This window comes from Rhizobium mesosinicum (assembly GCF_019511345.1).
Taxonomy (GTDB): Bacteria; Pseudomonadota; Alphaproteobacteria; order Rhizobiales; family Rhizobiaceae; genus Rhizobium; species Rhizobium mesosinicum.
Genome location: NZ_JAEUAK010000001.1, coordinates 92459 through 115639 on the forward strand (window position 1 = coordinate 92459; position 23181 = coordinate 115639).

The 23181-nt window shown below is 60.5% G+C and carries 22 protein-coding genes; 13 read left to right on the plus strand and 9 right to left on the minus strand.

Annotated features, from left to right (window positions below):
• Nucleotides 1-66: 66 nt before the first annotated feature.
• From JNB85_RS00480 to JNB85_RS00490, 3 genes are all read left to right on the plus strand, one after another.
• Nucleotides 67-2208 (plus strand): TonB-dependent siderophore receptor, encoded by a 2142-nt coding sequence (locus JNB85_RS00480; RefSeq protein ID WP_220332430.1) that lies wholly within the window; start codon nucleotides 67-69, stop codon nucleotides 2206-2208.
• Nucleotides 2209-2294: 86 nt separating this feature from the next.
• On the plus strand, nucleotides 2295-3074 hold the full coding sequence (locus JNB85_RS00485; protein WP_220332431.1) for an ABC transporter ATP-binding protein: 780 nt from the start codon (nucleotides 2295-2297) through the stop codon (nucleotides 3072-3074).
• A 47-nt stretch (nucleotides 3075-3121) separates the two neighbouring features.
• On the plus strand, nucleotides 3122-4171 hold the full coding sequence (locus JNB85_RS00490; RefSeq protein ID WP_220332432.1) for a siderophore-interacting protein: 1050 nt from the start codon (nucleotides 3122-3124) through the stop codon (nucleotides 4169-4171).
• A 7-nt stretch (nucleotides 4172-4178) separates the two neighbouring features.
• On the opposite strand, the gene mmsB is transcribed toward JNB85_RS00490, so the two are convergent.
• From mmsB to JNB85_RS00525, 7 genes are all read right to left on the minus strand, one after another.
• Complete coding sequence (mmsB, locus tag JNB85_RS00495; RefSeq protein ID WP_220332433.1) at nucleotides 4179-5060, minus strand: 3-hydroxyisobutyrate dehydrogenase; 882 nt, start codon at nucleotides 5058-5060, stop codon at nucleotides 4179-4181.
• Nucleotides 5061-5069: 9 nt separating this feature from the next.
• Nucleotides 5070-6665, minus strand: a complete 1596-nt coding sequence (locus tag JNB85_RS00500; protein ID WP_220332434.1) for a GMC family oxidoreductase — start codon at nucleotides 6663-6665, stop codon at nucleotides 5070-5072.
• Between the two features lie 110 nt (nucleotides 6666-6775).
• A complete protein-coding gene (locus tag JNB85_RS00505) occupies nucleotides 6776-7765 on the minus strand; it encodes a branched-chain amino acid ABC transporter permease (RefSeq protein ID WP_220332435.1) in 990 nt (329 codons plus the stop codon).
• A 1-nt stretch (nucleotide 7766) separates the two neighbouring features.
• Nucleotides 7767-8654, minus strand: a complete 888-nt coding sequence (locus tag JNB85_RS00510; protein WP_220332436.1) for a branched-chain amino acid ABC transporter permease — start codon at nucleotides 8652-8654, stop codon at nucleotides 7767-7769.
• 4 nt (nucleotides 8655-8658) lie between these two features.
• A complete protein-coding gene (locus JNB85_RS00515; protein ID WP_220332437.1) occupies nucleotides 8659-9360 on the minus strand; it encodes an ABC transporter ATP-binding protein in 702 nt (233 codons plus the stop codon).
• Nucleotides 9360-10145, minus strand: a complete 786-nt coding sequence (locus JNB85_RS00520; protein ID WP_220332438.1) for an ABC transporter ATP-binding protein — start codon at nucleotides 10143-10145, stop codon at nucleotides 9360-9362. Before JNB85_RS00520 ends, JNB85_RS00515 begins: the two co-directional genes overlap by 1 nt.
• 3 nt (nucleotides 10146-10148) lie before the next feature.
• Nucleotides 10149-11360 carry an ABC transporter substrate-binding protein gene (locus JNB85_RS00525; protein WP_220332439.1) on the minus strand — a complete coding sequence of 404 codons (1212 nt, stop codon included), beginning with the start codon at nucleotides 11358-11360 and terminating at the stop codon, nucleotides 10149-10151.
• Between the two features lie 252 nt (nucleotides 11361-11612).
• Here JNB85_RS00525 and JNB85_RS00530 point away from each other — a divergent pair, with 252 nt between their 5' ends.
• The gene (locus tag JNB85_RS00530) at nucleotides 11613-12557 is read left to right on the plus strand and encodes a LysR family transcriptional regulator (protein ID WP_220332440.1); all 945 of its coding nucleotides are present in this window, start codon (nucleotides 11613-11615) and stop codon (nucleotides 12555-12557) included.
• Here the strand turns inward: JNB85_RS00530 and JNB85_RS00535 are convergent, their stop codons facing one another.
• Nucleotides 12558-12896, minus strand: coding sequence for a cupin domain-containing protein (locus tag JNB85_RS00535; protein ID WP_220332441.1), 339 nt, complete (start codon nucleotides 12894-12896; stop codon nucleotides 12558-12560).
• 170 nt (nucleotides 12897-13066) lie between these two features.
• On the opposite strand from JNB85_RS00535, the gene JNB85_RS00540 reads away from it, so the two are divergent.
• The 4 genes from JNB85_RS00540 (at nucleotide 13067) to JNB85_RS00555 (ending at nucleotide 16773) form a co-directional block, all read left to right on the plus strand.
• On the plus strand, nucleotides 13067-14254 hold the full coding sequence (locus tag JNB85_RS00540) for an acyl-CoA dehydrogenase (protein WP_220332442.1): 1188 nt from the start codon (nucleotides 13067-13069) through the stop codon (nucleotides 14252-14254).
• 95 nt (nucleotides 14255-14349) lie between these two features.
• A complete protein-coding gene (locus JNB85_RS00545; RefSeq protein ID WP_220332443.1) occupies nucleotides 14350-14808 on the plus strand; it encodes a DUF4126 family protein in 459 nt (152 codons plus the stop codon).
• Nucleotides 14808-16169 (plus strand): FAD-containing oxidoreductase, encoded by a 1362-nt coding sequence (locus JNB85_RS00550; RefSeq protein WP_220332444.1) that lies wholly within the window; start codon nucleotides 14808-14810, stop codon nucleotides 16167-16169. The genes JNB85_RS00545 and JNB85_RS00550 overlap by 1 nt, the downstream gene beginning before the upstream one ends.
• 34 nt (nucleotides 16170-16203) lie before the next feature.
• On the plus strand, nucleotides 16204-16773 hold the full coding sequence (locus JNB85_RS00555) for a DedA family protein (RefSeq protein WP_220332445.1): 570 nt from the start codon (nucleotides 16204-16206) through the stop codon (nucleotides 16771-16773).
• Between the two features lie 6 nt (nucleotides 16774-16779).
• On the opposite strand, the gene JNB85_RS00560 is transcribed toward JNB85_RS00555, so the two are convergent.
• A complete protein-coding gene (locus JNB85_RS00560) occupies nucleotides 16780-17823 on the minus strand; it encodes an NAD(P)-dependent alcohol dehydrogenase (RefSeq protein WP_220332446.1) in 1044 nt (347 codons plus the stop codon).
• A 238-nt stretch (nucleotides 17824-18061) separates the two neighbouring features.
• Between JNB85_RS00560 and JNB85_RS00565 the strand changes: the two genes are divergently transcribed.
• From JNB85_RS00565 to kdpB, 5 genes are all read left to right on the plus strand, one after another.
• Entirely contained in the window at nucleotides 18062-18262 is a 201-nt protein-coding gene (locus JNB85_RS00565) for a hypothetical protein (protein ID WP_220332447.1), read from the plus strand.
• A 71-nt stretch (nucleotides 18263-18333) separates the two neighbouring features.
• Nucleotides 18334-18696 (plus strand): copper resistance CopC family protein, encoded by a 363-nt coding sequence (locus JNB85_RS00570; RefSeq protein ID WP_220332448.1) that lies wholly within the window; start codon nucleotides 18334-18336, stop codon nucleotides 18694-18696.
• Between the two features lie 364 nt (nucleotides 18697-19060).
• Complete coding sequence (gene kdpF / locus JNB85_RS00575) at nucleotides 19061-19150, plus strand: K(+)-transporting ATPase subunit F (protein WP_220332449.1); 90 nt, start codon at nucleotides 19061-19063, stop codon at nucleotides 19148-19150.
• Between the two features lie 51 nt (nucleotides 19151-19201).
• Entirely contained in the window at nucleotides 19202-20905 is a 1704-nt protein-coding gene (gene kdpA, locus JNB85_RS00580) for a potassium-transporting ATPase subunit KdpA (RefSeq protein ID WP_220332450.1), read from the plus strand.
• Between the two features lie 209 nt (nucleotides 20906-21114).
• Nucleotides 21115-23175, plus strand: coding sequence for a potassium-transporting ATPase subunit KdpB (gene kdpB, locus JNB85_RS00585; RefSeq protein WP_220332451.1), 2061 nt, complete (start codon nucleotides 21115-21117; stop codon nucleotides 23173-23175).
• The last annotated feature ends 6 nt before the right edge of the window (nucleotides 23176-23181 follow it).

Here is a 23181-nt window from a genome sequence, read left to right on the forward strand (position 1 = left end):
TTAAACACTCGACTTATTCAAAGCCATACCGTGGCAGGAAAAGCCGCGGCACGAGTGGGGTATTCTATGCGATCGCAGACCGAGGGGGTCATCTTCAGGGCATATCTACTGGCAGGAACGGCCGTCGCCGGCATCATGGCGGCGTCCTCCGCTCTTGCTCAGGACACCAGCCCGACACAACTGGCGCCGATCGTCATCCAGGGCGGCGATGACAGCGCCACCGGTCCGGTCCAAGGCTATGTCGCGAAAAATTCGTCTGCCGGCTCCAAGAGCGATACGCCAATCAAAGAGATCCCGCAGTCGGTCTCCGTCATCGGCAAGCAGGAAATGAATGATCACGGCATCACCAGTAAAGTCGATGAAGCTCTGCTTTACACGCCCGGTGTGACGACCCAGCCCTTCGGAAACGATCCCGATACGGACTGGTTCTATATCCGCGGCTTCAATGCCACGCAGACCGGCGTCTTCTTGGACAACCTGAACCTCTTCAGCTACGGCTTCGGCGGCTTCCAGATCGACCCGTTTATGCTGGAGCGCGTCGAAGTTCTGAAAGGCCCGGCCTCGGTTCTTTACGGCGGCGCCAATCCGGGCGGCATCATCAACCTCGTGCGCAAGCGCCCGCTCGATGAACCGCTCTACTATACCGATATCGGCATAAACAGTAACGGCAACGCCTTCACCGGTTTCGACATTTCCGACAAGGTCGGCTCCAGCGAGACGATGACCTACCGCCTCACCGGCAAAGTTGCCGGCGGTGACAATTACTCTGACTTCTCCCATGATTTCCGCGGCTTCATCATGCCGCAGCTGAAGATCGCACCTGACGATGCGACGAACCTCACCGTCTGGGGTTATCTCGCGGGCCTCGATCAGGTCCATACCGGCAACGGCTTCTTCCCCTACGAGGGCACGGTCGTGGACGCGCCCTTCGGCAAAATCCCGCGCGACGCCTTCTACGGCGAGCCTGATATCGACGACGGCAGCTATGTCCAGAAGATGGTCGGCTACGAATTCGAGCATGAATTCGACAGCGGCGTGAAATTCACCTCAAACTTCCGGTATGGCCGCCTGGACAAGCATGAGCAGGGTCCCTACCTCAACGGTTATGTAGGCGGCGATCTAGCCCGTATCGGTTTCGAAGGCCGGTCCGGCGTCGATTCCGTTGGCATCGACAACCGCGTAGAGGGCGAGGCCGAGTTTGGCGGCGCAACACATAACCTGCTCGCCGGTGTCGACTACAAATATTACCGCCTCGACAATTGGCAGGCCTGCTGCGGCTCCAACCCCATCAGCGCGACCGATCCGGTCTACGGCACTCCGCAGGGAGCCAATTTCGTCTATGCCGATGGCATCGTGACCATGAAGCAGATCGGCATTTACGCTCAGGACCAGATCCATTTCGGCGACGGCTGGCTTCTGACACTGAATGGCCGCTATGACCATGTCGATATCGACTCCGATGCCGCGATCGGCACGAGCTACAGCTTCGACGACGGCGCGGCCAGCGGCCGCGCCGGTCTCGCCTATGAGTTCGACAATGGCCTGATCCCTTATGTCAGCGTCGCAAGTTTCTTCAACCCATTGATCGGCACCGGCATTTCCGGGCCTCTCAAGCCCGAAGAAGGCTATCAGATCGAAGGCGGTGTCAAATATGAACCGACTTTCTTCGATGGCGTGATTACGGCCTCCGTGTTCCAGATCGACAAGCGCAACAATGCCGTAACCAATCCGATCACCTTCGAACAGAGCCAGCTCGGCAAGGTGCGTTCGCGCGGCTTCGAACTCGAAAGCAAGGCCAATATCACTGACAACTGGAAGGTCACCGCCGGTCTCGACTATACCGACATGGAGGTGCTGGAAAACGAAGCCAACCCGCTTCTCATCGGCAAATCGCCCTACATTACCCCGAGGGTCAAGGCTTCTCTCTGGATCGATTACCTTGTTACGACGGGTACGCTCGAAGGCCTAAGCCTTGGCGCCGGCGTTCGGCATCAGGGCTGGTCATGGGCAGACGAAGCCAACACGGAAAAGGTCCCGGCAGCAACCGTGTTCGACGCGGCTATCCGCTACGAGAAGGAAAATTGGGCCGCATCGCTCAACGTCGCCAATTTCTTCGACAAAGAATATGTGTCGAGCTGCCAAGGCCTGACGGTCTGCGGTTACGGCGATGCACGCACGGTCACTTTCAAGCTCAGCAAGAAATGGTAAGTTGACAAACAAAGTTTAGTTTTTGAGGAACCTGCTATAAAGGGAGGGCTTCTCCCGAACCTTTGCAGCGAAACCGGAGTTTCCTTGTGTCCACGCCCTTCCTGAGCCTTTCCGGAATAGACTATGCCATCGGCACCAGACCCATACTCAACGGCATCGATCTGACGCTCGAGGCTGGCCGCATCTATGGCCTTGTCGGCCCGAACGGTTCCGGCAAGAGCACACTTCTGAAGATCATCGCCCGGCAGGTCGCCCCAAGGAACGGCATGATCTCCTTCGACGGCAAGGCCGCCGCCGACTGGAGCAGCCGCGCCTTCGCCCGCCATGTCGCGTACATGCCGCAGTTCACGCCGGCAACTGACGGCATGACCGTGCTCGAACTCGTGGCGCTCGGCCGCTTTCCCTGGCACGGCACACTCGGCCGTTTCAGCGCCACGGACCGCCAGATGGTCGAGGACGCAATCATCCGTACCGAACTCGAGGATTTTGCCGACCGTCTCGTCGCCAGCATGTCCGGTGGCGAGCGCCAGCGCGCCTGGATCGCGATGATGCTTGCGCAGAATGCCCGTTGCCTGCTGCTCGACGAACCCACGTCGGCGCTGGACCTCGCCCATCAGGCAAGCGTTCTTTCGTTGGTGCAGGAACTCAGCCACGAACGTGGGCTCACAGTCATCATCGTGCTCCACGACATCAATCTCGCGGCCCGCTATTGCGATGCGATCATCGCCCTCAACCACGGCAAGATCACCGCAGAGGGAACGCCGGCCGAGATCATGCAGGCCGACAAGCTGCAGTCGATCTTCGGTATCGGCATGGGCGTCTTCCCGCATCCGGTTCGCAACGAGCCGGTCAGCTATCTGTTGTAGCCCATGGCATTGTTCTCCCGAGCACTTTGGCAAAAGGACATCAAACAATGCTAGCTGAGCCTTTTATCGCATCCGGCGTCGCAATCGCCGTCGATCCCGCCAGAATGCTCGACGCGCTTTGCTCGCATTTTGCCGAACACAGCACCGTCAAGCGCGAAGGCGATCTGGTGACGCTGGAGATGATTACCGGCAGGGCCGATATCCGCCACGAAGGCCGCAAGCTCGCAATCCAGCTTTCCTGCAGGAGCGCGCGGGCGCTTCAGAATGTCCGCTCGGTGCTTGCCGAGCATCTTTTCCAGTTCGCCGGCGAAGAGAGATTGAAACTAACCTGGTCGGACGCGCCGAAAGCCGACCAGCTGCCGGATTTGCGTGAAATCCGGGTGGTCAGTGCTCGCAACATCAGCCCGCATATGCGCCGCGTGACCGTGGCCTGCGACGATGCCAGGCATTTCGCTCACGGCGGGTTGCACTTCCGTCTGCTCATTCCGCCGAAGGGTCGCACGCCCGTCTGGCCGAAACTGCGCGCGGACGGCCGCATAGAATGGGCGAAGGACGAGGATGCGCTGACCGTGCGCATCTACACGTTCCGCAGCATCGATCTTGAGCGCGGGGAGATCGATATCGACTTTGTGCTGCATGAGGGCGAAAACATGCCGGGCGCCGAATGGGCGATGAATGCGAAGCCCGGCGATATCGCCGGCGCACTCGGCCCCGGCGGAGGCGGCGTGCCGGAAGCCACGTCAATGATCCTCGCAGGAGACGAGACGGCCTTGCCCGCCATCTCGCGTATCGCCGCCGAAGTTCCCACTGGAACGCAGCTACGGATTTTCCTGGAAGTCGATGGTCCATCGGAAGAGCTTGCGATGCCATCTGCCGGTAGGGTCGACCTCATCTGGATGCATCGTCATGGCGCGCCCGCCGGCACGATGGGTCTCGTCGAGAGCGCCGTCAGAAACGCGCTGGCCGACGCCGATGCCGACACTTTCGTCTGGGCCGGCTGCGAACGATCCGAAGCAAAACGCATCCGCGATTTCCTCAAGACCGAGCGCGGCCATGACCGCCATAGGATGAGCATCGGCGCTTACTGGGAGCGATAAATCCGCCTCACGTCTTTTCGCGGAACAGCTCGATGATGGCAGAGAAATCCCTGCCGCCATTGCCGAGCTTCTCGAAGAGTGCGTAAAGCTGTGCGGCTTCCGCGCCAAGCGGCGTCGACGCGCCGCTCGCAAGTGCTGCCTCCTGCGAGAGCCTGAGATCCTTGAGCATCAGTGCAGCCGCAAAGCCCGGCTTGTAGTCGTTATTGGCAGGCGAGGTCGGCACCGGTCCCGGCACCGGGCAATAGGTATTGATCGACCAGCACTGGCCGGATGAGGTGGAGGCGACATCGAAGAGCGCTTCATGCGAAAGGCCGAGCTTTTCGGCAAGCACAAAGGCTTCGCACACGCCGACCATGGAAATGCCGAGGATCATGTTGTTGCAGATCTTCGCCGCCTGTCCGGCACCGGCCTCGCCACAATGGACGATCTTCTTGCCCATGGCCTCGAGGATCGGCGCCGCCTTGGCGAAAGCCTCTTCGGAGCCGCCAGCCATGAAGGTCAGCGTGCCGGCGCTCGCTCCGCCGGTACCGCCGGAAACCGGTGCATCGAGCGACAGGCAGCTTGCGGCCTTGGCCATCTCATGCGCCTTGCGGCTGCTTTCGACATCGATCGTCGAGCAATCGATGACGAGGGTCGCCGGGGCGGCCGATTGCAGGATATCGGTCCAGGCCGTCAGTACATGTTTTCCCTGCGGCAGCATGGTGATGACGATCTCGGCCTTCTTGACCGCCTGGCTCGCATGACTTGCCGGTTTCACGCCGCTTGCCTCCGCCACCTTTAAGAGGGGTGCCGCCAGATCGAAACCCAGAACCTCATGGCCAGCCTTGACGAGATTGGCGGCCATTGGGCCGCCCATATTGCCGAGGCCGATGAATGCGATCCTTGCCATGGCCGTCTCCTATCTGTTGTCTTCCAGGATCATGGCCGCCGCCTTTTCGGCGATCATGATCGTCGGTGAATTGGTGTTGCCGGACGTGATGGCCGGCATCACCGAGGCGTCCGCGATCCTCAGCCTGGCGAGCGCCCGCAGCCGGAGCCGCGGATCGACAACGCTATCCCTGTCGACGCCCATGCGACAGGTGCCGACCGGGTGAAAAATCGTCGTGCCGATATCGCCTGCCGCTTTTTCCAGCTCCGCTTCGCTCTTATAGCTCGGACCCGGCTTGAATTCCTCCGGATGGAAACGAGCGAAGGAGGGCTGAGCCACGATCCTGCGCGTCAGCTTTATCGAACGAACAGCTATGTCGCGATCGCGCTGCGTCGAGAGGTATCTTGGCGCAATGATTGGCTGGGCGGCAAAATCCGGGCTGGAAACATGCACGGAGCCGCGGCTTTCCGGCCTGAGATTGCAGACGCTCGCCGTAATCGCAGGAAAGGCGTGGACCGGATCGCCGAATTTCTCCAGCGACACCGGCTGCACGTGATACTGCAGATCGGGCGTTTCCTTGTCCGGTCCCGAACGGGTGAAGATACCAAGCTGGCTCGGCGCCATCGCCATCGGCCCGGAGCGGCGCATGAGATATTCAAGCCCGATCGCCGCCTTGCCGATCAGCTTCGACGCCTTTTCGTTGAGCGTCGGCACGCCTGTAACCTTGTAGGCCATCCGAAGCTGCAGATGATCCTGCAGATTTTCGCCAATGCCTTTCACTTCCCTCAGCACTTCGATGCCAGCCTGATGCAGAACCTCACCGCGGCCGACGCCTGACAGTTCCAGGATGTGTGGCGAACCTATGGAGCCGGCCGACAGCACGGTTTCCTTTGCGGCATAGGCCCGCTTTGCCGTGCCGCGATGTTGAAATTCGACGCCGACAACGGCGCCTTCCTCGATCAACAATCGCCGAACCTGCGCCTTCGTCATCACAGTCAGATTGCCGCGTTTCATCGCCGGGCGCAGGAAGGCCTTGGTCGCGTTCCAGCGGATGCCGGAGCGTTGGTTGACGTCGAAATAGCCGGAGCCTTCGTTGCTGCCGCGATTGAAATCCGCCGTTTCGGGAATGCCGGCCTCCTTGGCCGCCTGCTGGAAGGCATCGAGCACATCCCAGCGCACGCGCGCCTTTTCCACGCGCCATTCGCCGCCGGCGCCATGCATGTCGTCCTCGCCCTTGTAATGATCCTCCGACTTGCGGAAGAACGGCAACACGTCCTCCCAACCCCAGCCGGTGCACCCCATCTGCCGCCAGAGATCGTAGTCTCGGGCCTGGCCGCGCATGTAGATCATGCCGTTGATCGAGGAGCAGCCACCGAGCACCTTACCACGCGGATAGTTCAGCGCCCGCCCGTTCAGCCCGTCCTCGGGCGCGGTGATAAAACACCAATCGGTGCGCGGATTGTTGATGCAGTAGAGGTAACCGACGGGAATGTGGATCCAGTGGTAATTGTCGTTGCCGCCCGCCTCCAGCAGCAAGACCCTCGTATTGCGGTCGGCCGACAGCCGATTTGCGAGCACGCAGCCGGCGCTGCCTGCCCCGATAATGATATAGTCATAGCAATCCATGGATCATGCACTCCGAAATGCCTGCATCCCGCCTCCCCGGGGCCGAGGAGGCGGGATTTCGCGGCGCCGCTGCACATCCTTTCCCATTGCAGGAAAAGAGGTCCGCCCGTTCAGCGGCGATAGACAAAGCCCAGTTTACGCCCGAGCCGCGAGGCGTAGAATTCGCCAATGATGCCGCGGCGGAAGATCAGCACGCAGATCATGAAGACCACGCCCGTGACGATGGTCACCGGAAATTCCGAGGTTGCGAGATAGTTTTCCAGCGTCACGACGAGGCCCGCACCGAAGACCGGGCCGATCAGCGTGCCGATGCCGCCAAGTAGCGTCATCAGGATCACCTCGCCCGACATCTGCCAGGCGACATCCGTCAGCGTCGCGAACTGGAAGACCAGCGACTTGACGGATCCCGCGAGCCCGGCAAGAGCTGCCGACATCACGAAGGCACCGAGCTTATAGCGCGCCACGGAATAGCCGAGCGAGATCGACCGCTGCTCGTTTTCGCGGATCGATTTCAGGATCATGCCGAAGGGCGAATTGATGAAGCGCCAGATAATCAGAAGTCCGATCAGGAACACAGCCAGCACGAAATAATACATGTTGGTGGAGTTGTTGAGATCGATGAAGCCGAAGAGGTACCCGCGCGGTACGGACTGGATGCCGTCCTCGCCTTCGGTAAATTTGGCCTGCAGGCAAAAGAAGAAGAACATCTGCGACAGCGCCAGCGTGATCATGGCGAAATAGATACCCTGCCGGCGGATTGCGAAGAAACCCATGACGAGGCCAAGAAAGGCCGCTCCGGCAACGCCGACAAGGATACCGAGTTCCGGCGGAAAGCCCCAGGATTTCACTGTATAGGCGGTGAAATAGGCCGCACCGCCGAAGAAGGTCGCATGGCCGAAGGAGAGCAGCCCGGTGTAGCCGAGCAGCAGGTTAAAGGCGCAGGCAAAGAGCGCGAAGCAGAGCAGCTTCATCAGGAAGATCGGGTAGAAGAAGAAGGGCGCGAGCAAGAGAACCAAGAGCCCGATGATCAGGAAACCGGCCTGCACCGAAAGGGCAGTGCGGCTCTTTTCCGTTCGGATGATCTCGGTGATGTCAGCCATGTCACGCATCCCGGCCGAAGAGGCCCGCGGGCCTGATGAGAAGCACGATCGCCATGATGACGAAGATGACGATATTGGAGGCCTCCGGGTAGAATACCTTCGTCAGCCCCTCGGCTATGCCGAGCACGTAACCGGTGATGATGGCGCCCATGATCGAGCCCATGCCGCCAACGACGACCACCGCGAAGACGACGATGATCATATTCGAGCCCATCAGCGGTGAAACCTGGTAGATGGGTGCGGCGAGCACGCCGGCGAAGGCAGCAAGGCCGGCGCCAAGCGCATAGGTTAAGGTCAACAGAACAGGCACGTTGACGCCGAAGACCTGCACGAGGGTGGCATTTTCCGTTGCCGAGCGCAGATAGGCGCCGAGCTTGGTCTTTTCGATGAGCAGCCAGGTGCCGATGCAGACGACGAGCGAAACGACCACCACCCAGCCGCGATAGATCGGGAGGAACATGAAACCGAGGTTCACGCCGCCGGCAAGTGCGGGCGGCGTTGCATAGGGCTGGCCCGAAGAGCCGTAGAGATATCGGAACGTGCCTTCAACGGCGAGCGCCAGACCGAAAGTGAAGAGTAGGCCGTAGAGCGGGTCGAGATCGTAGAGCCGGCGCAGGAAGAGCCGCTCGATGACCGCGCCGGCAAGCCCAACGATGACGGGCGCCAGAATCAGCGACGGCCAGTAGCCGATACCGAGATAGTTCAAGAGCAGATAGGCGACGAAAGCGCCAAGCATGTACTGGGCGCCATGCGCGAAATTGATGACGCGCAGAAGACCGAAAATGATCGCAAGACCAAGGCTCAGCAGCGCATAGAAAGACCCGTTGATCAGGCCGATCAGCAACTGGCCGAACAGCGCCTGCAAAGGAATGCCGAAGATCATCGTCATCGCGTCACACTCCCAGAACCTTGTGCAGCATATCCATGCGCTGCGGCAGTTCGCCGACCGGGAATTCCGAGACCATCTGCCCATGATCCATCAGATAGAAGCGATCGGCAATACGGCTTGCAAAGCGGAAATTCTGTTCGACGAGCACGATGGTCATGCCGCGTTCCTTCAGCGTTTTCAGAACCTCGCCGATACGCTGGACGATGACAGGCGCCAGCCCCTCGGTCGGTTCATCGAGCAACAGCAGGCGCACGCCGGTGCGCAGGATGCGGGCGATCGCCAGCATCTGCTGCTCGCCGCCCGAAAGCTTGGTGCCGGAGCTCGTGCGCCGCTCGTAAAGGTTCGGAAAAAGCTCGTAGATTTCATCGAGGGTCATGCCGCCGGGTGCCACAACGGGCGGCAACATCAGATTTTCCGAAACCGTCAGCGTCGCGAAGATGCCGCGTTCTTCCGGCACGAAACCAATACCCTTGTGGGCCGTCTTATGAAGCGGCACATGCATCATATCGGTGCCGGCAAAACTGATCTTTCCCTTTCGCGCACGCACGATGCCGGTGATGGTGCGCAGAGTCGTCGTCTTGCCAACGCCATTGCGGCCGAGAATGGTGATCATCTCGCCTTCGCCAACCGTCATGTCGATGCCGTGCAGAATATGGCTTTCGCCATACCAGGCATTCAGACCCTGGACTTCGAGAAGCGGCGCCATCAGTGGTGCTCCTCCGTGCCCATATAGGCTTGGCGCACGCGCTCGTCCTGGCTGACGGTCACATAATCACCCTCGGCAAGGATTTCACCGCGCTGCAGCACGGTCACATGCTGGCAGATATTGGCGACGACGGAGAGATTGTGTTCGACCATCAGAACCGCACGATCGCGCGCGACATCGCGAATGATGGCCGAGACGACGCTGACATCCTCCTGGCCCATCCCAGCCATCGGCTCGTCGAGCAGCAGCACTTTCGGATCGAGCGCCAGCGTAGTCGCAATCTCCAGCACGCGCTTACGGCCATAGGAGAGGTCGGCGGCGATATGATCGCGCTCTTTGGAAAGCCCGACGCTGGCGAGTAATTGTTCGGCTCGGTCGTTCAGGCTGTCGAGCGCCGAAAGCGGCCGCCAGAATTGCGTGGACAGATTGTTCGGCCGCTGCAGGGCGACCCTGATATTGTCGAGCACGGAAAGATGCGGGAAGACGGCTGATATCTGGAAGGAGCGGACGAGGCCCATGCGCGCCACCCTGTCGGGCGGCGTCCTGGTGATGTCGGTGCCCATCAGCGTGATGGTGCCTGATGTCGGCTGCAGGAACTTGGTGAGCAGGTTGAACACGGTCGTCTTGCCGGCACCATTCGGCCCAATCAGCGCATGCACGCTCGCATCATGCACATCGAGATCGACATTCTTGACGGCCGTGAAGCCGCCGAAATCGCGCTGCAGGCCGCGGGCGGAAAGCACCACCCGCGGCTTGGCCTGAGTTTCAAGTGCGGAAACCGCCATCGTTCACTTCACCAGATCGCAGCCGCTCTTGGCGGGGTCGATATAGGCTTCCTTGCCTGGGATGGTGGCGAGAACGTTGAAGTAGTCCCACGGCTCCTTGCTTTCCGACGGCTTCTTGACCTGCAACAGGTACATGTCGTGGATCATGCGGCCATTTGGGCCAACCGTGCCGCCGCGGCCGAAGACATCATCGACAGGCATTTCATGAAGCAGCTTGGCGACGGCTTCCGTCTCATCCGTGCCCGCCTTCTGGATCGCCTTCAGATATTGCGTAACGGCCGAATAGGTGCCGGCGTGGATCATGTTGGGCATCTTGCCGGTACGGGCGAAGAACTTCTTGGCGAATTCCCGGCTCTGGTCGTCGCGATTCCAGTAATAGCCTTCCGTCAACGTCAGGCCCTGCGCCGCCTCCATGCCGAGGCCATGGACTTCTGCAAGCGTGAACAGCAGCGCCGCCAGATGCTGACCACCCTGGGTGATGCCGAATTCAGAGGCCTGTTTGATGGCGTTCGACGTATCGAGACCGGCGTTGGCAAGGCCGATCACCTTGGCGCCGGACGATTGCGCCTGCAGCAGGAAGGACGAGAAGTCCTGGGTCGACAGGGGATGACGCACCGAACCGACGACAGTGCCGCCGCTCGCCTTCACGTAATCGGTCGTCTGCTGTTCCAGCGAGTAGCCGAAAGCATAGTCCGCCGTCAGAAAGAACCAGCTGTCGCCGCCCTGTTTGACCAGCGCGCCGCCGGTGCCGACGGCCAGAGCATGGGTATCATAGGCCCAGTGGAAGCCATAGGGCGAGCAGGCCTTGCCGGTGAGATCCGTCGTCGCAGCACCGGTGACGATATCGATCCTCTTCTTTTCCTTGGCGATGGCCTGCACGGCAAGCGCCACGGAAGAGGTCGTCAGCTCCATAATAGCATCGACCTGTTCGGTGTCATACCATTGGCGGGCAATGTTGGAGGCGATATCAGGTTTGTTCTGGTGGTCGGCGTTGACGATCTCGACCGGCATGTCGAGTACCTTGCCGCCGAAGTCCTCGACGGCCATCTTGGCAGCCTCGACAGAGGACTTGCCGCCGAAGTCGGCATAGACGCCCGACTGGTCGTTCAGAATACCGATCTTGACCTTGCCATCGGAAATGGCAGCACTTTGGGCGAACACGGTGGTGCTGCTTGCAAGCAAAAATGCAACGGACGCAATAAGATTCTTTCGCATAGTCTCTCCTCCCAGAGATTGGCCAGATCGCGAATCTGTTCAAATTTGGCGACCCGCTCTCCTCAAGGCAGCCGCTCCGCCCTTACGATCACGGAATTCTCTCCATGAGGCAACTGGCAGTTTACATTTAATTCCAAACAGTATCTGTTCGTTTTTGAACAGAACCCGCGATATTGGCGCTGTAGCGACAGTCATAGCGCTCTCCTTTGCGGGCGGCATTAGACCAAAGACGTAGATGGATGGGCGACGCCTATGAGCCACGCCTCGCAGTTTACTTGGGACGACCTGCAGTTTTTTCTAGCCGTCGCCCGCACCGGCCAGCTTTCGACGGCGGCCCGACAGTTGCGCTCAAGCCATGCGACTGTGTCACGGCGTATCGATCGGCTGGAATTCGCACTGAAGGTGAAGCTCTTCGAGCGAAATCCGCGCGGTTACGTGCTGACTGCCATGGGCACACGCTTCGTCGAGACGGCCGAGAAGATGGAACAGGAAACGGAGCGGCTGCGAGCCGATCTCGCCGATGGCTCGCTCAGCCAGCGCGGTCTCGTGCGCCTCAGCGCACCTGAGGGCTTCGCCAATTTCTTCTTTGCGACCGTCCTGCCGCAATTTGCCGCCCGCCATCCGCATCTGGCGCTGGAACTCGTCACCATCCAGCAGATCATGTCGCTCTCGCGCAAGGAGGCGGATATTTCCGTCGTCCTCGACGAGCCCAAAGGCGGCCCCTACTTTGCCGAAAAGCTGACGGACTATCATCTGCAGGTCTATGCTTCGCGCGACTATCTCGCCCGCGCAGCACCCGTCACGACGCGTGACGACCTGCTGAACCATCCCTTCATCAGTTATATCGAGGAAATGATCTTCGCGCCGGGGCTCGATTATCTTGGCGACGTGCATCCGCGCATCAAGCCGCAATTCCAAAGTTCCAGCATCTTTGCGCAGCTGACGGCCACCAGAAACGGCCTCGGCCTCGGCATCCTGCCCTATTTCTTTGCCTGCCGTTATCCCGAACTGGTGCGCGTGCTGCCTGATGAGATCGATCTCAAGCGGCACTACTGGATCACCTGCCACCGCGACTTGAAGCAAGCGCCGCGCGTGCGCGCCGTCATCGACTTCCTGAGGGAAACGGCACGCAGCGAAGACGCCTGTTTCATCCCGCCCTATATCGGCGCCGCGCGAAAGGCGAAGGCGGAGATGTGACTATTTCAGGAATTCGGCGCGATGCGGAGTGAAAGTATCGATCAGGCGACCCCTTTCCAGCGCCTTGACGCCGTGGACGAGATTGGGCGGCACGATGAAGCTGCCGCCCTGCTTCAAGACTTCAGTGCGACCGTCGATCGTCACCTCGAAGCTGCCTTCTGCGACATAACTTGCCTGGATATGCGGATGGAAATGGGCAGCCCCCACAGCGCCTGCCTCGAAAGCCACTTCCACCATCATCATCTCCGGCCGATAAGTCATGATCCGGCGGGTCACGCCCGGCTCCGGGTTTACCCATTCGGCGCCTTCGGCCGATACGAAGAGATCGCTTGATGACATGTCTGCCTCCTCATTCCAAATCTGTCGCCCGCAAACTGGCGCAACGATCCGCATTTGAAAAGATGACTTCTGCGTCTTTGGTGCGCGACCCCGTCTTGTTGACGCCGTAACCGGGCAGGTCTATGCGACCATAGATCAGGCATGCCTGAATGATGGTGAGGAGATTGGACATGCAGCACAGGCGCGAGGTTTTCGATTGGGCAGATCCGTTCCGGCTCGTGGAGCAGCTGACCGACGAGGAGCGCATGGTGCAGGAGACCGCACATGCCTATGCGCAGGAGAAGCTCGGCCCCCGTGTGCTCGAAGCCTTCCGCAATGAGAAGACTGATCCGGAAGTCTTCCGGGAGATGGGTGAACTCGGCCTTCTCGGCCCGACGATCGATCCGGAATATGGGGGCGCCGGCCTTGGCTACGTCGCTTACGGCCTGATCGCCCGCGAGGTGGAGCGGGTCGACAGCGGTTACCGCTCCATGATGAGCGTGCAGTCCTCGCTCGTCATGGTGCCGATCGACGCCTTCGGCTCCGAAGAGCAGAAGAAGAAATATCTGCCGAAGCTTGCGACCGGCGAATGGATCGGGTGTTTTGGCCTGACCGAGCCCAATCACGGCTCTGATCCGGGCTCCATGGCGACGCGGGCAAAGAAGGTCGATGGCGGCTATAGTCTGACGGGTTCCAAGACCTGGATCTCAAACGCGCCGATTGCGGATGTCTTCGTCGTCTGGGCAAAGACCGAGGATGGCCTCATCCGCGGCTTCATCCTGGAAAAAGGCTCGAAAGGCCTGTCGGCTCCGAAGATTCAAGGCAAGGTTGGGCTTCGCGCCTCGATCACCGGCGAAGTCGTCATGGACGATGTCTTCGTGCCGGAAGAGAATCTACTGCCCCACGTCAGCGGCCTCAAGGGTCCGTTTACCTGCCTCAACTCCGCTCGCTTCGGCATCGCCTGGGGCGCGCTCGGTGCGGCCGAAGCCTGCTATGCCATGGCCCGGCGATATACGCTGGACCGCCAGCAGTTTGGCCGGCCGCTCGCCGCCAACCAGCTTATCCAGAAGAAGCTTGCCGATATGGCAACTGAAATCTCGCTCGGTCTTCAAGGATGTTTGCGTCTCGGCCGCATGAAGGAAGAGGGCCATCCGCCTGTCGAACTGACCTCGATCCTCAAGCGCAATTCCTGCGGCAAGGCACTGGAGATCGCCCGTACAGCCCGTGACATGCTGGGCGGCAACGGCATTTCGGACGAGTTCGGCGTCGCCCGCCACCTCGTCAATCTCGAAGTGGTCAACACCTACGAAGGAACGCATGACATTCATGCGCTCATTCTCGGTCGTGCGATCACAGGCATTGCCGCCTTCTCCAACTGATTCAGCGGCGTGCAAGGCGAATTGCAACCTGGATAACAATGTGCAAACCTCCCCTCACCGCGGCAGAGAGGCTGGCGGTGCAAGGGGATCTGCATATGTTTCTGCTGCTCGCACTTCTGATCGGCGTGGTTGCCGGTCTTCGCGCCATGACCGCACCTGCCGCCATCGCCTGGGGCGCCGCACTCGGTTGGTTCGACATCTCTCAAACGCCGCTCGCCTTCTTCGGTTACCGGTGGACGCCATGGATCTTTACAGCGCTTGCCGTTATTGAGCTCATCACCGACCAGTTGCCCTCCACCCCCTCGCGCAAGGTGCCAATCCAGTTTGCCACCCGCATTATCGTCGGCGCGCTGTGCGGTGCCGTCATCGGTGCCGCAAGCAGCCTGCTCTTCGGAGGCCTGCTCGCCGGCGTCATTGGCGCGGTCATCGGCACGCTCGGCGGCGCAGCCGCCCGCGGCAAACTTGCAGCCTCCTTCGGCCAGGATCGTCCGGCAGCGCTGATCGAGGATGCCGTCGCTGTCGTCGGCGCCATTATCATCGCGTGGGCGGTCTGATGAAGAGCTTCGACGCAATCTTCATCGGCGCCGGCCAGGCCGGCCCATTCCTCGCGGCCCGCATGGCGGAGACTGGTATGAAGGTGGCGCTGATCGAACGCAAGTTCCTTGGCGGCACCTGCGTCAATGCAGGCTGCATGCCGACGAAGACACTGGTAGCGAGCGCCCGCGCCGCCCATGTGGCGCGGCGCGGCGCCGATTACGGCGTGCAGATCCCGGGCGAAATTGCAATCGACATGAAGATCGTGCGCGATCGCGCAGAGACGATCATCATGAACGCCCGAAACGGTTTGAGCAGCTGGTTCGGCAGCATGAAAACCATGACCGTTATCTATGGCCACGCCCGCTTCACAGGCCCGAAAGAAGTCGTTGTCAATGGCGAGACGCTGACGGCACCGAAGATTTTCCTCAATGTCGGCGCCCGCCCGACGATTCCCGACATGCCGGGCCTTGCCGATATCGATTATCTGACCAGCACCGGCATCATCCATCTCGACAGCCTGCCGAAGCATCTCGCCATTATCGGCGGCAGCTATATCGGCCTGGAATTTGCACAGATGTACCGGCGTTTCGGTACGGAGGTGACGGTGATCGAGCGCGGCCCGAAACTCGCCTCCCGCGAGGACGAGGATATTTCCGATGCGATCGCCGATATCCTGAGGTCCGAGGGCATAAAGATCCATACCGACGTCAAGGACATCCGCTTCGCCAAGAGCGCCGATGGTGCGACCATCGCAGTCGACTCCGAGACGATCGAGGCGAGCCACGTGCTTGTCGCCACCGGCCGGGCGCCGAATACCGACGATCTGGGCCTCGATGCCGCGGGCGTGGCCACCGACAAGCGCGGCTTCATTACGGTCGACGATCGGCTGGCCACCAATGTCGAGGGCATCTGGGCCCTCGGGGACTGCAACGGCCACGGTGCCTTCACCCATACATCCTACAATGACTTCGAGATCGCCGCCGCCAATCTGCTCGACGGTGGCGATCGCAAGGTTTCAAGCCGCATTCTCGCCTACGCTCTCTATATCGATCCGCCGCTCGGCCGCGTCGGCTTGACGGAAAAGCAGGCACGCGCCTCGGGCCGCAAGATCATGGTCTCAACCCGCCCGATGAGCAAGGTCGGCCGCGCCAATGAGCGGGGCGAAACCAAGGGCTTCATGAAGGTAGTCGCAGATGCCGAGACCAAGGAAATCCTGGGTGCAGCCATCCTCGGCATCGAGGGCGACGAGGTGATTCACGGCCTCATCGATGCGATGAATGCCGGGACGACCTATCCGGTGCTGCAGTGGTCCGTGCCGATCCACCCGACCGTTTCGGAATTGATCCCAACGCTGCTCGGTGAGTTGAAGGCGGTCTGATCGCCGAAGATCGCAATCAGCCGGAGGCCGGTCATTGAATATCGAACTGCTGATCGAAAATTACGGCCTCCCGGCGATCGTTCTCGGCACCGCCTTTGAGGGTGAAACCGCTGCCTTTCTCGGCGGCGTCATCGCCCATCGCGAGCTTCTGTCCTATTGGGCCGCCTCGATGGCAGCTTCGGCGGGATCGTTCGCCGGAGATCAGATGTGGTTCTTTGCCGGCCGCTATGCCGCCCAATGGAGCTTCGTTCGCCGCGTGATGGAGACGCCGGCGCTCACACGGGTCACGCAGCTTCTCGAAAAGTATCCGACCGGATTCATTTTTGCGTTCCGCTTTCTGGTGGGATTACGGACGATCAGCCCGATCGTCATCGGCACGACACACATCTCGACGCAGAGGTTTCTTGTGCTCAACCTCCTGGCCGCGCTCATCTGGGGGCAGCTTTTCACGGCACTCGGCTATGCCTTTGGGCACGGGATTCACCAGATATTCGGTCGCCTTCCGCTGCATCATCATCTGCTGATCGCACTTGGTGCCGCGGCCCTTATCGCGGGCGCGGCGCTGATGTTTCGCAAGAGAAAATTTGGAATCAAGTCCCCATAAGGGATCTTAGTCCATGACGATCTGCAGTTTGACATCATCAGGACGCGCCTCGACCGCACGATCGAAAGCCTTGATCGAATCTTCGAAGGTGAACGTCTCTGATATCAGCGGCTTCAGGTCGACACGCCCTGATCCGAGAAGGGCGATCGAGCGCTCATACTGATGCGCGTAACGGAACACCGTCTCTATGCGGATTTCCTTGGTCGAGGCCGTCGACACGTCGAAACCAACAGGATTGACCGGCAGGCCGACGGCGACGATGACGCCGCCAGGGCGCGGCAAAGCCATGATCGTCTCCCAGGCTTTTGGCGAGCCTGAGCATTCGAAGACGACATCCGCACCCCAGCCATCGGTCAGCCGGCCGACTTCCTCCGCAAGGTTCCTTTCGCGGATGTTGACCGGAATGACGCCCTGATACTGCGCAGCAATATCGAGCTTCGGCTGGGCAAGATCAGCAACGATCGCACGGGCGCAACCGCCAGCAAGAGCGGCGATCGCAACCATGGTGCCAATCGGACCGGCGCCAAGCACGACGGCCGTGTCGCCGGGTGCGATCTTCGCCTTGGTGGCTGCCTGCATGCCGACCGCGAAAGGTTCGACCATTGCGCCTTCGGCGAAGCTGACATTGTCCGGCAGCTTGAACGTATAATTGGCCGGGTGCACGACTTCAGGGGTCAGCACGCCGTGGATCGGCGGCGTCGCCCAGAACGTGACGGCCGGATCAACATTGTACATGCCAAGCCGGCTTGCCTTGGAATTGGGATCAGGAATGCCGGGTTCCATGCAGACGCGATCGCCGACCTTCAGATGCGTGACACCGGCGCCGACCTCGATCACTGTGCCTGCAGCCTCATGGCCGAGCACCATAGGCTCATTGACGATGAAGGGGCCGATCTTGCCGTGCGTATAATAGTGCACGTCGGAGCCGCAGACACCCACAGTATGAATCTTGATCTTCACCTGCCCCGGGCCTGTCTCCAGAGGCAGATCGATATCGCGAAGCGCGAGCTCATGCTGGCGCTCGAGTACCAGCGCACGGACTTTGGTCATGATCGGTTTCCTTCCCTATGGCTCCCATAATTTATCGGGCGCCGTTGCGCCGACTATAAGACCGCACGGGACGACAATTCAATCATCTCCAGCAGGCTTCTGCTCATTATGTGACGAAATGCTCAGATGATTATCACCCGAAAGATAAGGCTGCCCTAAACGTCTGTATGATTCCGGAAAAGCGCCGCGAGGACTACATTACCTTCAACGACCACGACAAGTGGGAAGGAGAAAAGCAATGAAGCACGACAATGATAACGTCGGCAGAAACTTGTCTTCCACCTCGCAGATGGCGAAACAGCTCCGCGATTTCTGGCTCAACCTGATGAATGAGGCTCTCGCCGCACTTCCGCAAAGCCGCCAGCGGCAGTCATTGCTTCAGCCGGTGCGGATTATTGCACCGGCACGGGATCGAAATCGCCCGTCGCAGCGTTATTAAGCATGCGCCGGCATGGTGTGGCGGGCATGACGCCCCCGGCCTTGCGGATCGGCACCTAGGGAAAGACCGTCATGAAATCGATCGCGTCATTCTGCCTGTTTGCATCTCTTCTCTTGGCCGCAGGCCAGGCGTCCGCAGCGATCGAGGAAGCATCGCTTCCGCCGCTACAGCAGGAAGAGCAGCTGGTGCCGGCCAACCTAGAGCTCACCTTTACCGGCCCTGTCGATCTTGCCCGCTCGACCGCTACGCTGCTCGATGCCCAGGGTCTCACATTGCCGATCGGCAAGCCGTTTCTTTCGGGGCCGGAAGGCTCCGTCTTCAAGATTCCGCTCGATCCCGCCATGGCGCCCGGTGTCTATACGCTCAACTGGCATGTCCTCTCGATGGATGGCCACAGTGCTGAGGGCCACTACCAGTTCCGGGTCGACCCCTGAGGCTTCCGACATTTGAGCCACCCCGTCCGGGCACGTTTTTGCGCATCGGGCGCCCTAAAGCGCGGCTTTGGCCGCATAAAAGCATTATAAGATTTTTATATTGATACCCTCCGCGCAATCTCGAACCTTTATGCGCTTTGGCCGCATATGATGTCCGAGAGATCGCAAAGATCATCTCCACGCCAGAAAGCATAAAAGGCGCCGCCTCACCGGAATGGCGCCCTTTGGCTTGTCTGACTCCAAGAATAACAAACCGGAGTCAAGATCGATGATGGATATAATTCTACTCGGCACTGCAGTCGTATTCTTCGGACTTTGCTTTGCCTATACGCGCGCCTGTGACAGGCTTTGACAGGAGAGAACGATGACCCTCGATTATGTGCTGAGCGGTGCCGTGACCGTGTTTCTCACCGTCCACCTCACCTACGCTCTCATCCGCCCAGAACGTTTCTGACAAAACCGGCGCTTCTGATCCCGAAGCGGCCGGGTACTGAAAGTTTCCTCCATGACCCTCAACGGATGGCTTCAGATCCTGCTTTACTGCGGGATCGTCCTCGTGCTCGTCAAACCGCTTGGCGGCTATATGACACGCGTCTACAGCGGCGAGCGCACATTCCTCTCACCGATCCTCGTTCCGATCGAACGGGGGCTTTACGCCGCTGCCGGCACCAGCGAGCGCAAGGACCAGCACTGGACGTCGTATGCCTTCGCCATGCTGATGTTCAATCTGATGGGCGTCGTCTTGCTTTATGCGATCATGCGTCTGCAGGGCGGGCTCCCTTACAATCCGGCAAGCATGACAGCCGTGCCGACGGATCTTGCTTTCAACACTGCCGTCAGCTTCCCGACGAACACCAACTGGCAGAATTACGGCGGCGAAAGCACCATGTCGTACTTGACCCAGATGATGGGTCTGACGGTGCAGAATTTCGTGTCGGCAGCGACCGGGATGGCGATCGCTGTTGCTTTCATCCGCGCCTTCTCGCGCGCATCGGGCAAGGCGATCGGCAATTTCTGGGTCGATCTTATCCGCTCCACACTCTACATTCTGCTGCCGATCTGCATTGTGCTGACGCTCGCCTATGTCTGGCTCGGCGTTCCGCAAACGCTTGGCCCCTATGTCGATGCAACGACGCTGGAAGGCGCCAAACAGACGATCGCCGTCGGCCCGGTCGCTTCTCAGCTTGCCATCAAGATGCTTGGCACCAATGGCGGCGGCTTCTTCAACGTCAACTCCGCCCATCCCTTCGAAAACCCGAATGCGATCTCAAACCTCATCCAGATGGTGTCGATCTTTGCGATCGGTGCAGCCCTGACCAACGTCTTCGGCCGCATGGTCGGCAACCAGCGCCAGGGCTGGGCGATCCTGGCTGCGATGGGTATTCTCTTTATCGTCGGCGTCGGCATCACTTACTGGGCCGAAGCCGCGGGCAACCCGCTGATGCATACCTTCGGCCTGCAGGGCGGTAACATGGAAGGCAAGGAAGTCCGCTTCGGCATCACCTTGTCCTCACTGTTTGCGGTCATCACCACGGCCGCCTCCTGCGGCGCGGTCAATGCCATGCACGGCTCGTTCACAGCGCTCGGCGGCTTGATTCCGCTCATCAACATGCAGCTCGGTGAAATTATCGTCGGCGGTGTCGGCGCAGGTTTCTACGGCATCCTGCTCTTCATCATCGTTGCCGTCTTCGTGGCAGGCCTCATGGTCGGCCGCACACCGGAATATCTCGGCAAGAAGATCGAGGCGAAGGAGATGAAGATGGCCGTTCTCGCCATCCTCTGCCTGCCGCTCGCCATGCTGGTGTTCACCGCGATCGCCAGCGTCCTGCCCTCGGCGGTGGCTTCGATCGGCACGGCAGGCCCGCACGGTTTCTCCGAAATCCTTTATGCCTATACGTCGGCTGCGGCAAACAACGGCTCGGCTTTCGGCGGCCTCACGGGCAACACGCCCTGGTACAACGTCACGCTCGGCATCGGCATGCTCATGGGCCGCTTCCTCGTCATCATTCCGGCTCTTGCGATTGCCGGCTCTCTGGTCACGAAGAAGACGGTTCCGGCCTCGGCAGGCACCTTCCCGACAGATGGTCCGCTCTTCGTCGGCCTGCTCATCGGCACGATCCTGATCGTCGGCGGTCTCACCTTCTTTCCGGCACTGGCCCTTGGCCCTGTCGTCGAGCACCTGGTCATGATCGCCGGCCAGACCTTCTGAGGCTCGCCATGATTATCCGTCACAGGCTCCGAAAAGCCTTCCGTCCACGGCCCGGTCTGCCGGGGCGTGGAGCCCAGCGAACCCCGCGCGCCTCCGACATCATCCTGGTGATGACGGCAGGCCTGCTCGTCATCCTCTGCGCCATCAGAATTTTACAGGGCTGACCGGCTCTCCGGTTTGCCATCCTCGTTTCAAAGCTGGAGTCTCTTATGAGCCAGGCAAAATCCGCGAGCATCCTGGATTCTCGCATCCTCATCCCGGCCGTGGGCGCTGCTTTCACCAAGCTCAACCCGCGCACCCTCGCCAAGAACCCGGTCATGTTCGTCGTGGCCACGGTTTCGGCACTGACCACAGTTCTGTTCCTGCGCGACCTCGTTTCAGGCAATGGCAATCTCGCCTTTTCCTTCCAGATCAACCTCTGGCTCTGGTTCACCGTGCTGTTTGCCAATTTCGCCGAAGCCGTCGCCGAAGGCCGCGGAAAGGCGCAGGCAGACTCGCTTCGCAAGGCGCGTACTGAAACCCAGGCCAAGCTGCTCACTGCCAATAACGGCAGCGGCTACCGCATGGTGCCGGGCACGAGCCTCAAGGTCGGCGACCTCGTTCTCGTCGAAGCCGGCGACATCATCCCCTCGGATGGCGAAGTCGTCGAAGGCGTTGCCTCGGTCAACGAAGCGGCCATCACGGGCGAATCCGCCCCTGTCATCCGTGAGTCCGGTGGCGACCGCTCGGCCGTAACCGGCGGTACGCAGGTTCTGTCCGACTGGATCCGCGTGCGCATCACCGCGGCTGCGGGCTCGACCTTTCTTGACCGAATGATCTCGCTCGTCGAAGGTGCCGAACGCCAGAAGACACCCAACGAGATCGCGCTCAACATCCTGCTCGCAGGCATGACGCTGATCTTCGTGCTCGCCACGGCGACGATCCCGAGCTTTGCTTCCTATGCCGGCGGCTCGATCCCGATCATCGTGCTCGTTGCCCTCTTCGTCACGCTGATCCCGACCACGATCGGCGCCCTGCTTTCGGCGATCGGTATCGCCGGCATGGACCGTCTCGTCCGCTTCAATGTGCTCGCCATGTCCGGCCGCGCCGTCGAGGCAGCCGGCGACGTCGACACACTGCTGCTCGACAAGACCGGCACGATCACGCTCGGCAATCGCCAGGCCACCAGCTTCCGCCCGGTCCGCGGCATTTCCGAGCAAGATCTTGCCGATGCGGCCCAGCTTGCCTCGCTCGCCGACGAGACGCCCGAAGGACGCTCGATCGTCGTGCTCGCCAAAGAGAAATACGCAATCCGCGGCCGCGACATGGCGAGCCTGAAAGCCACTTTCGTACCCTTCACCGCCCAGACCCGCATGAGCGGTGTCGACCTCGAAGGTTCGGCGATCCGCAAGGGTGCGGTCGATGCTGTGCTCACCTACGTCAATGGCGATGCCTCCTCGAAGAACGGCGCCGAAATCGTCCGCGAACTGCAATCGATATCAGACGAGATCGCCAAGGCCGGCGGCACGCCGCTTGCGGTTGCCCGCGACGGCAAGCTGCTCGGCGTCATCCAGCTCAAGGATATCGTCAAGGGCGGCATTCGCGAGCGCTTCAACGAACTGCGGCGCATGGGTATCCGCACCGTCATGATCACCGGCGACAACCCGATGACGGCAGCCGCCATTGCGGCCGAAGCCGGCGTAGACGACTTTCTCGCCCAGGCGACGCCTGAGAACAAGCTGCAACTCATCCGCGAGGAACAGGCCAGGGGCAAGCTGGTCGCCATGTGCGGCGACGGCACGAACGATGCTCCGGCTCTGGCTCAGGCCGACGTCGGTGTGGCCATGAACACCGGCACGGTCGCTGCCCGCGAAGCCGGTAACATGGTCGACCTCGACTCCGACCCGACGAAGCTTATCGAGATCGTCGAGATCGGCAAGCAGCTCTTGATGACGCGCGGCGCGCTGACGACCTTCTCGATCGCCAACGACATCGCCAAGTATTTCGCCATCATCCCGGCGATGTTCCTGACCTTCTACCCGCAGCTCGGCGTGCTCAACGTCATGGGCCTCGCCACGCCGCAGAGCGCCATTCTCTCGGCGATCATCTTCAACGCGCTGACCATCGTCGCACTGATCCCGCTATCACTGAAGGGTGTGCGCTACCGCCCGATCGGCGCCGGCGCGCTGCTCTCCCGCAACCTGCTGATCTACGGTCTCGGCGGCATCATCGTCCCCTTCATCGGCATCAAGGCGATCGACATCGTCATCACCGCCGTCGGCCTCGCCTAAGGAGTA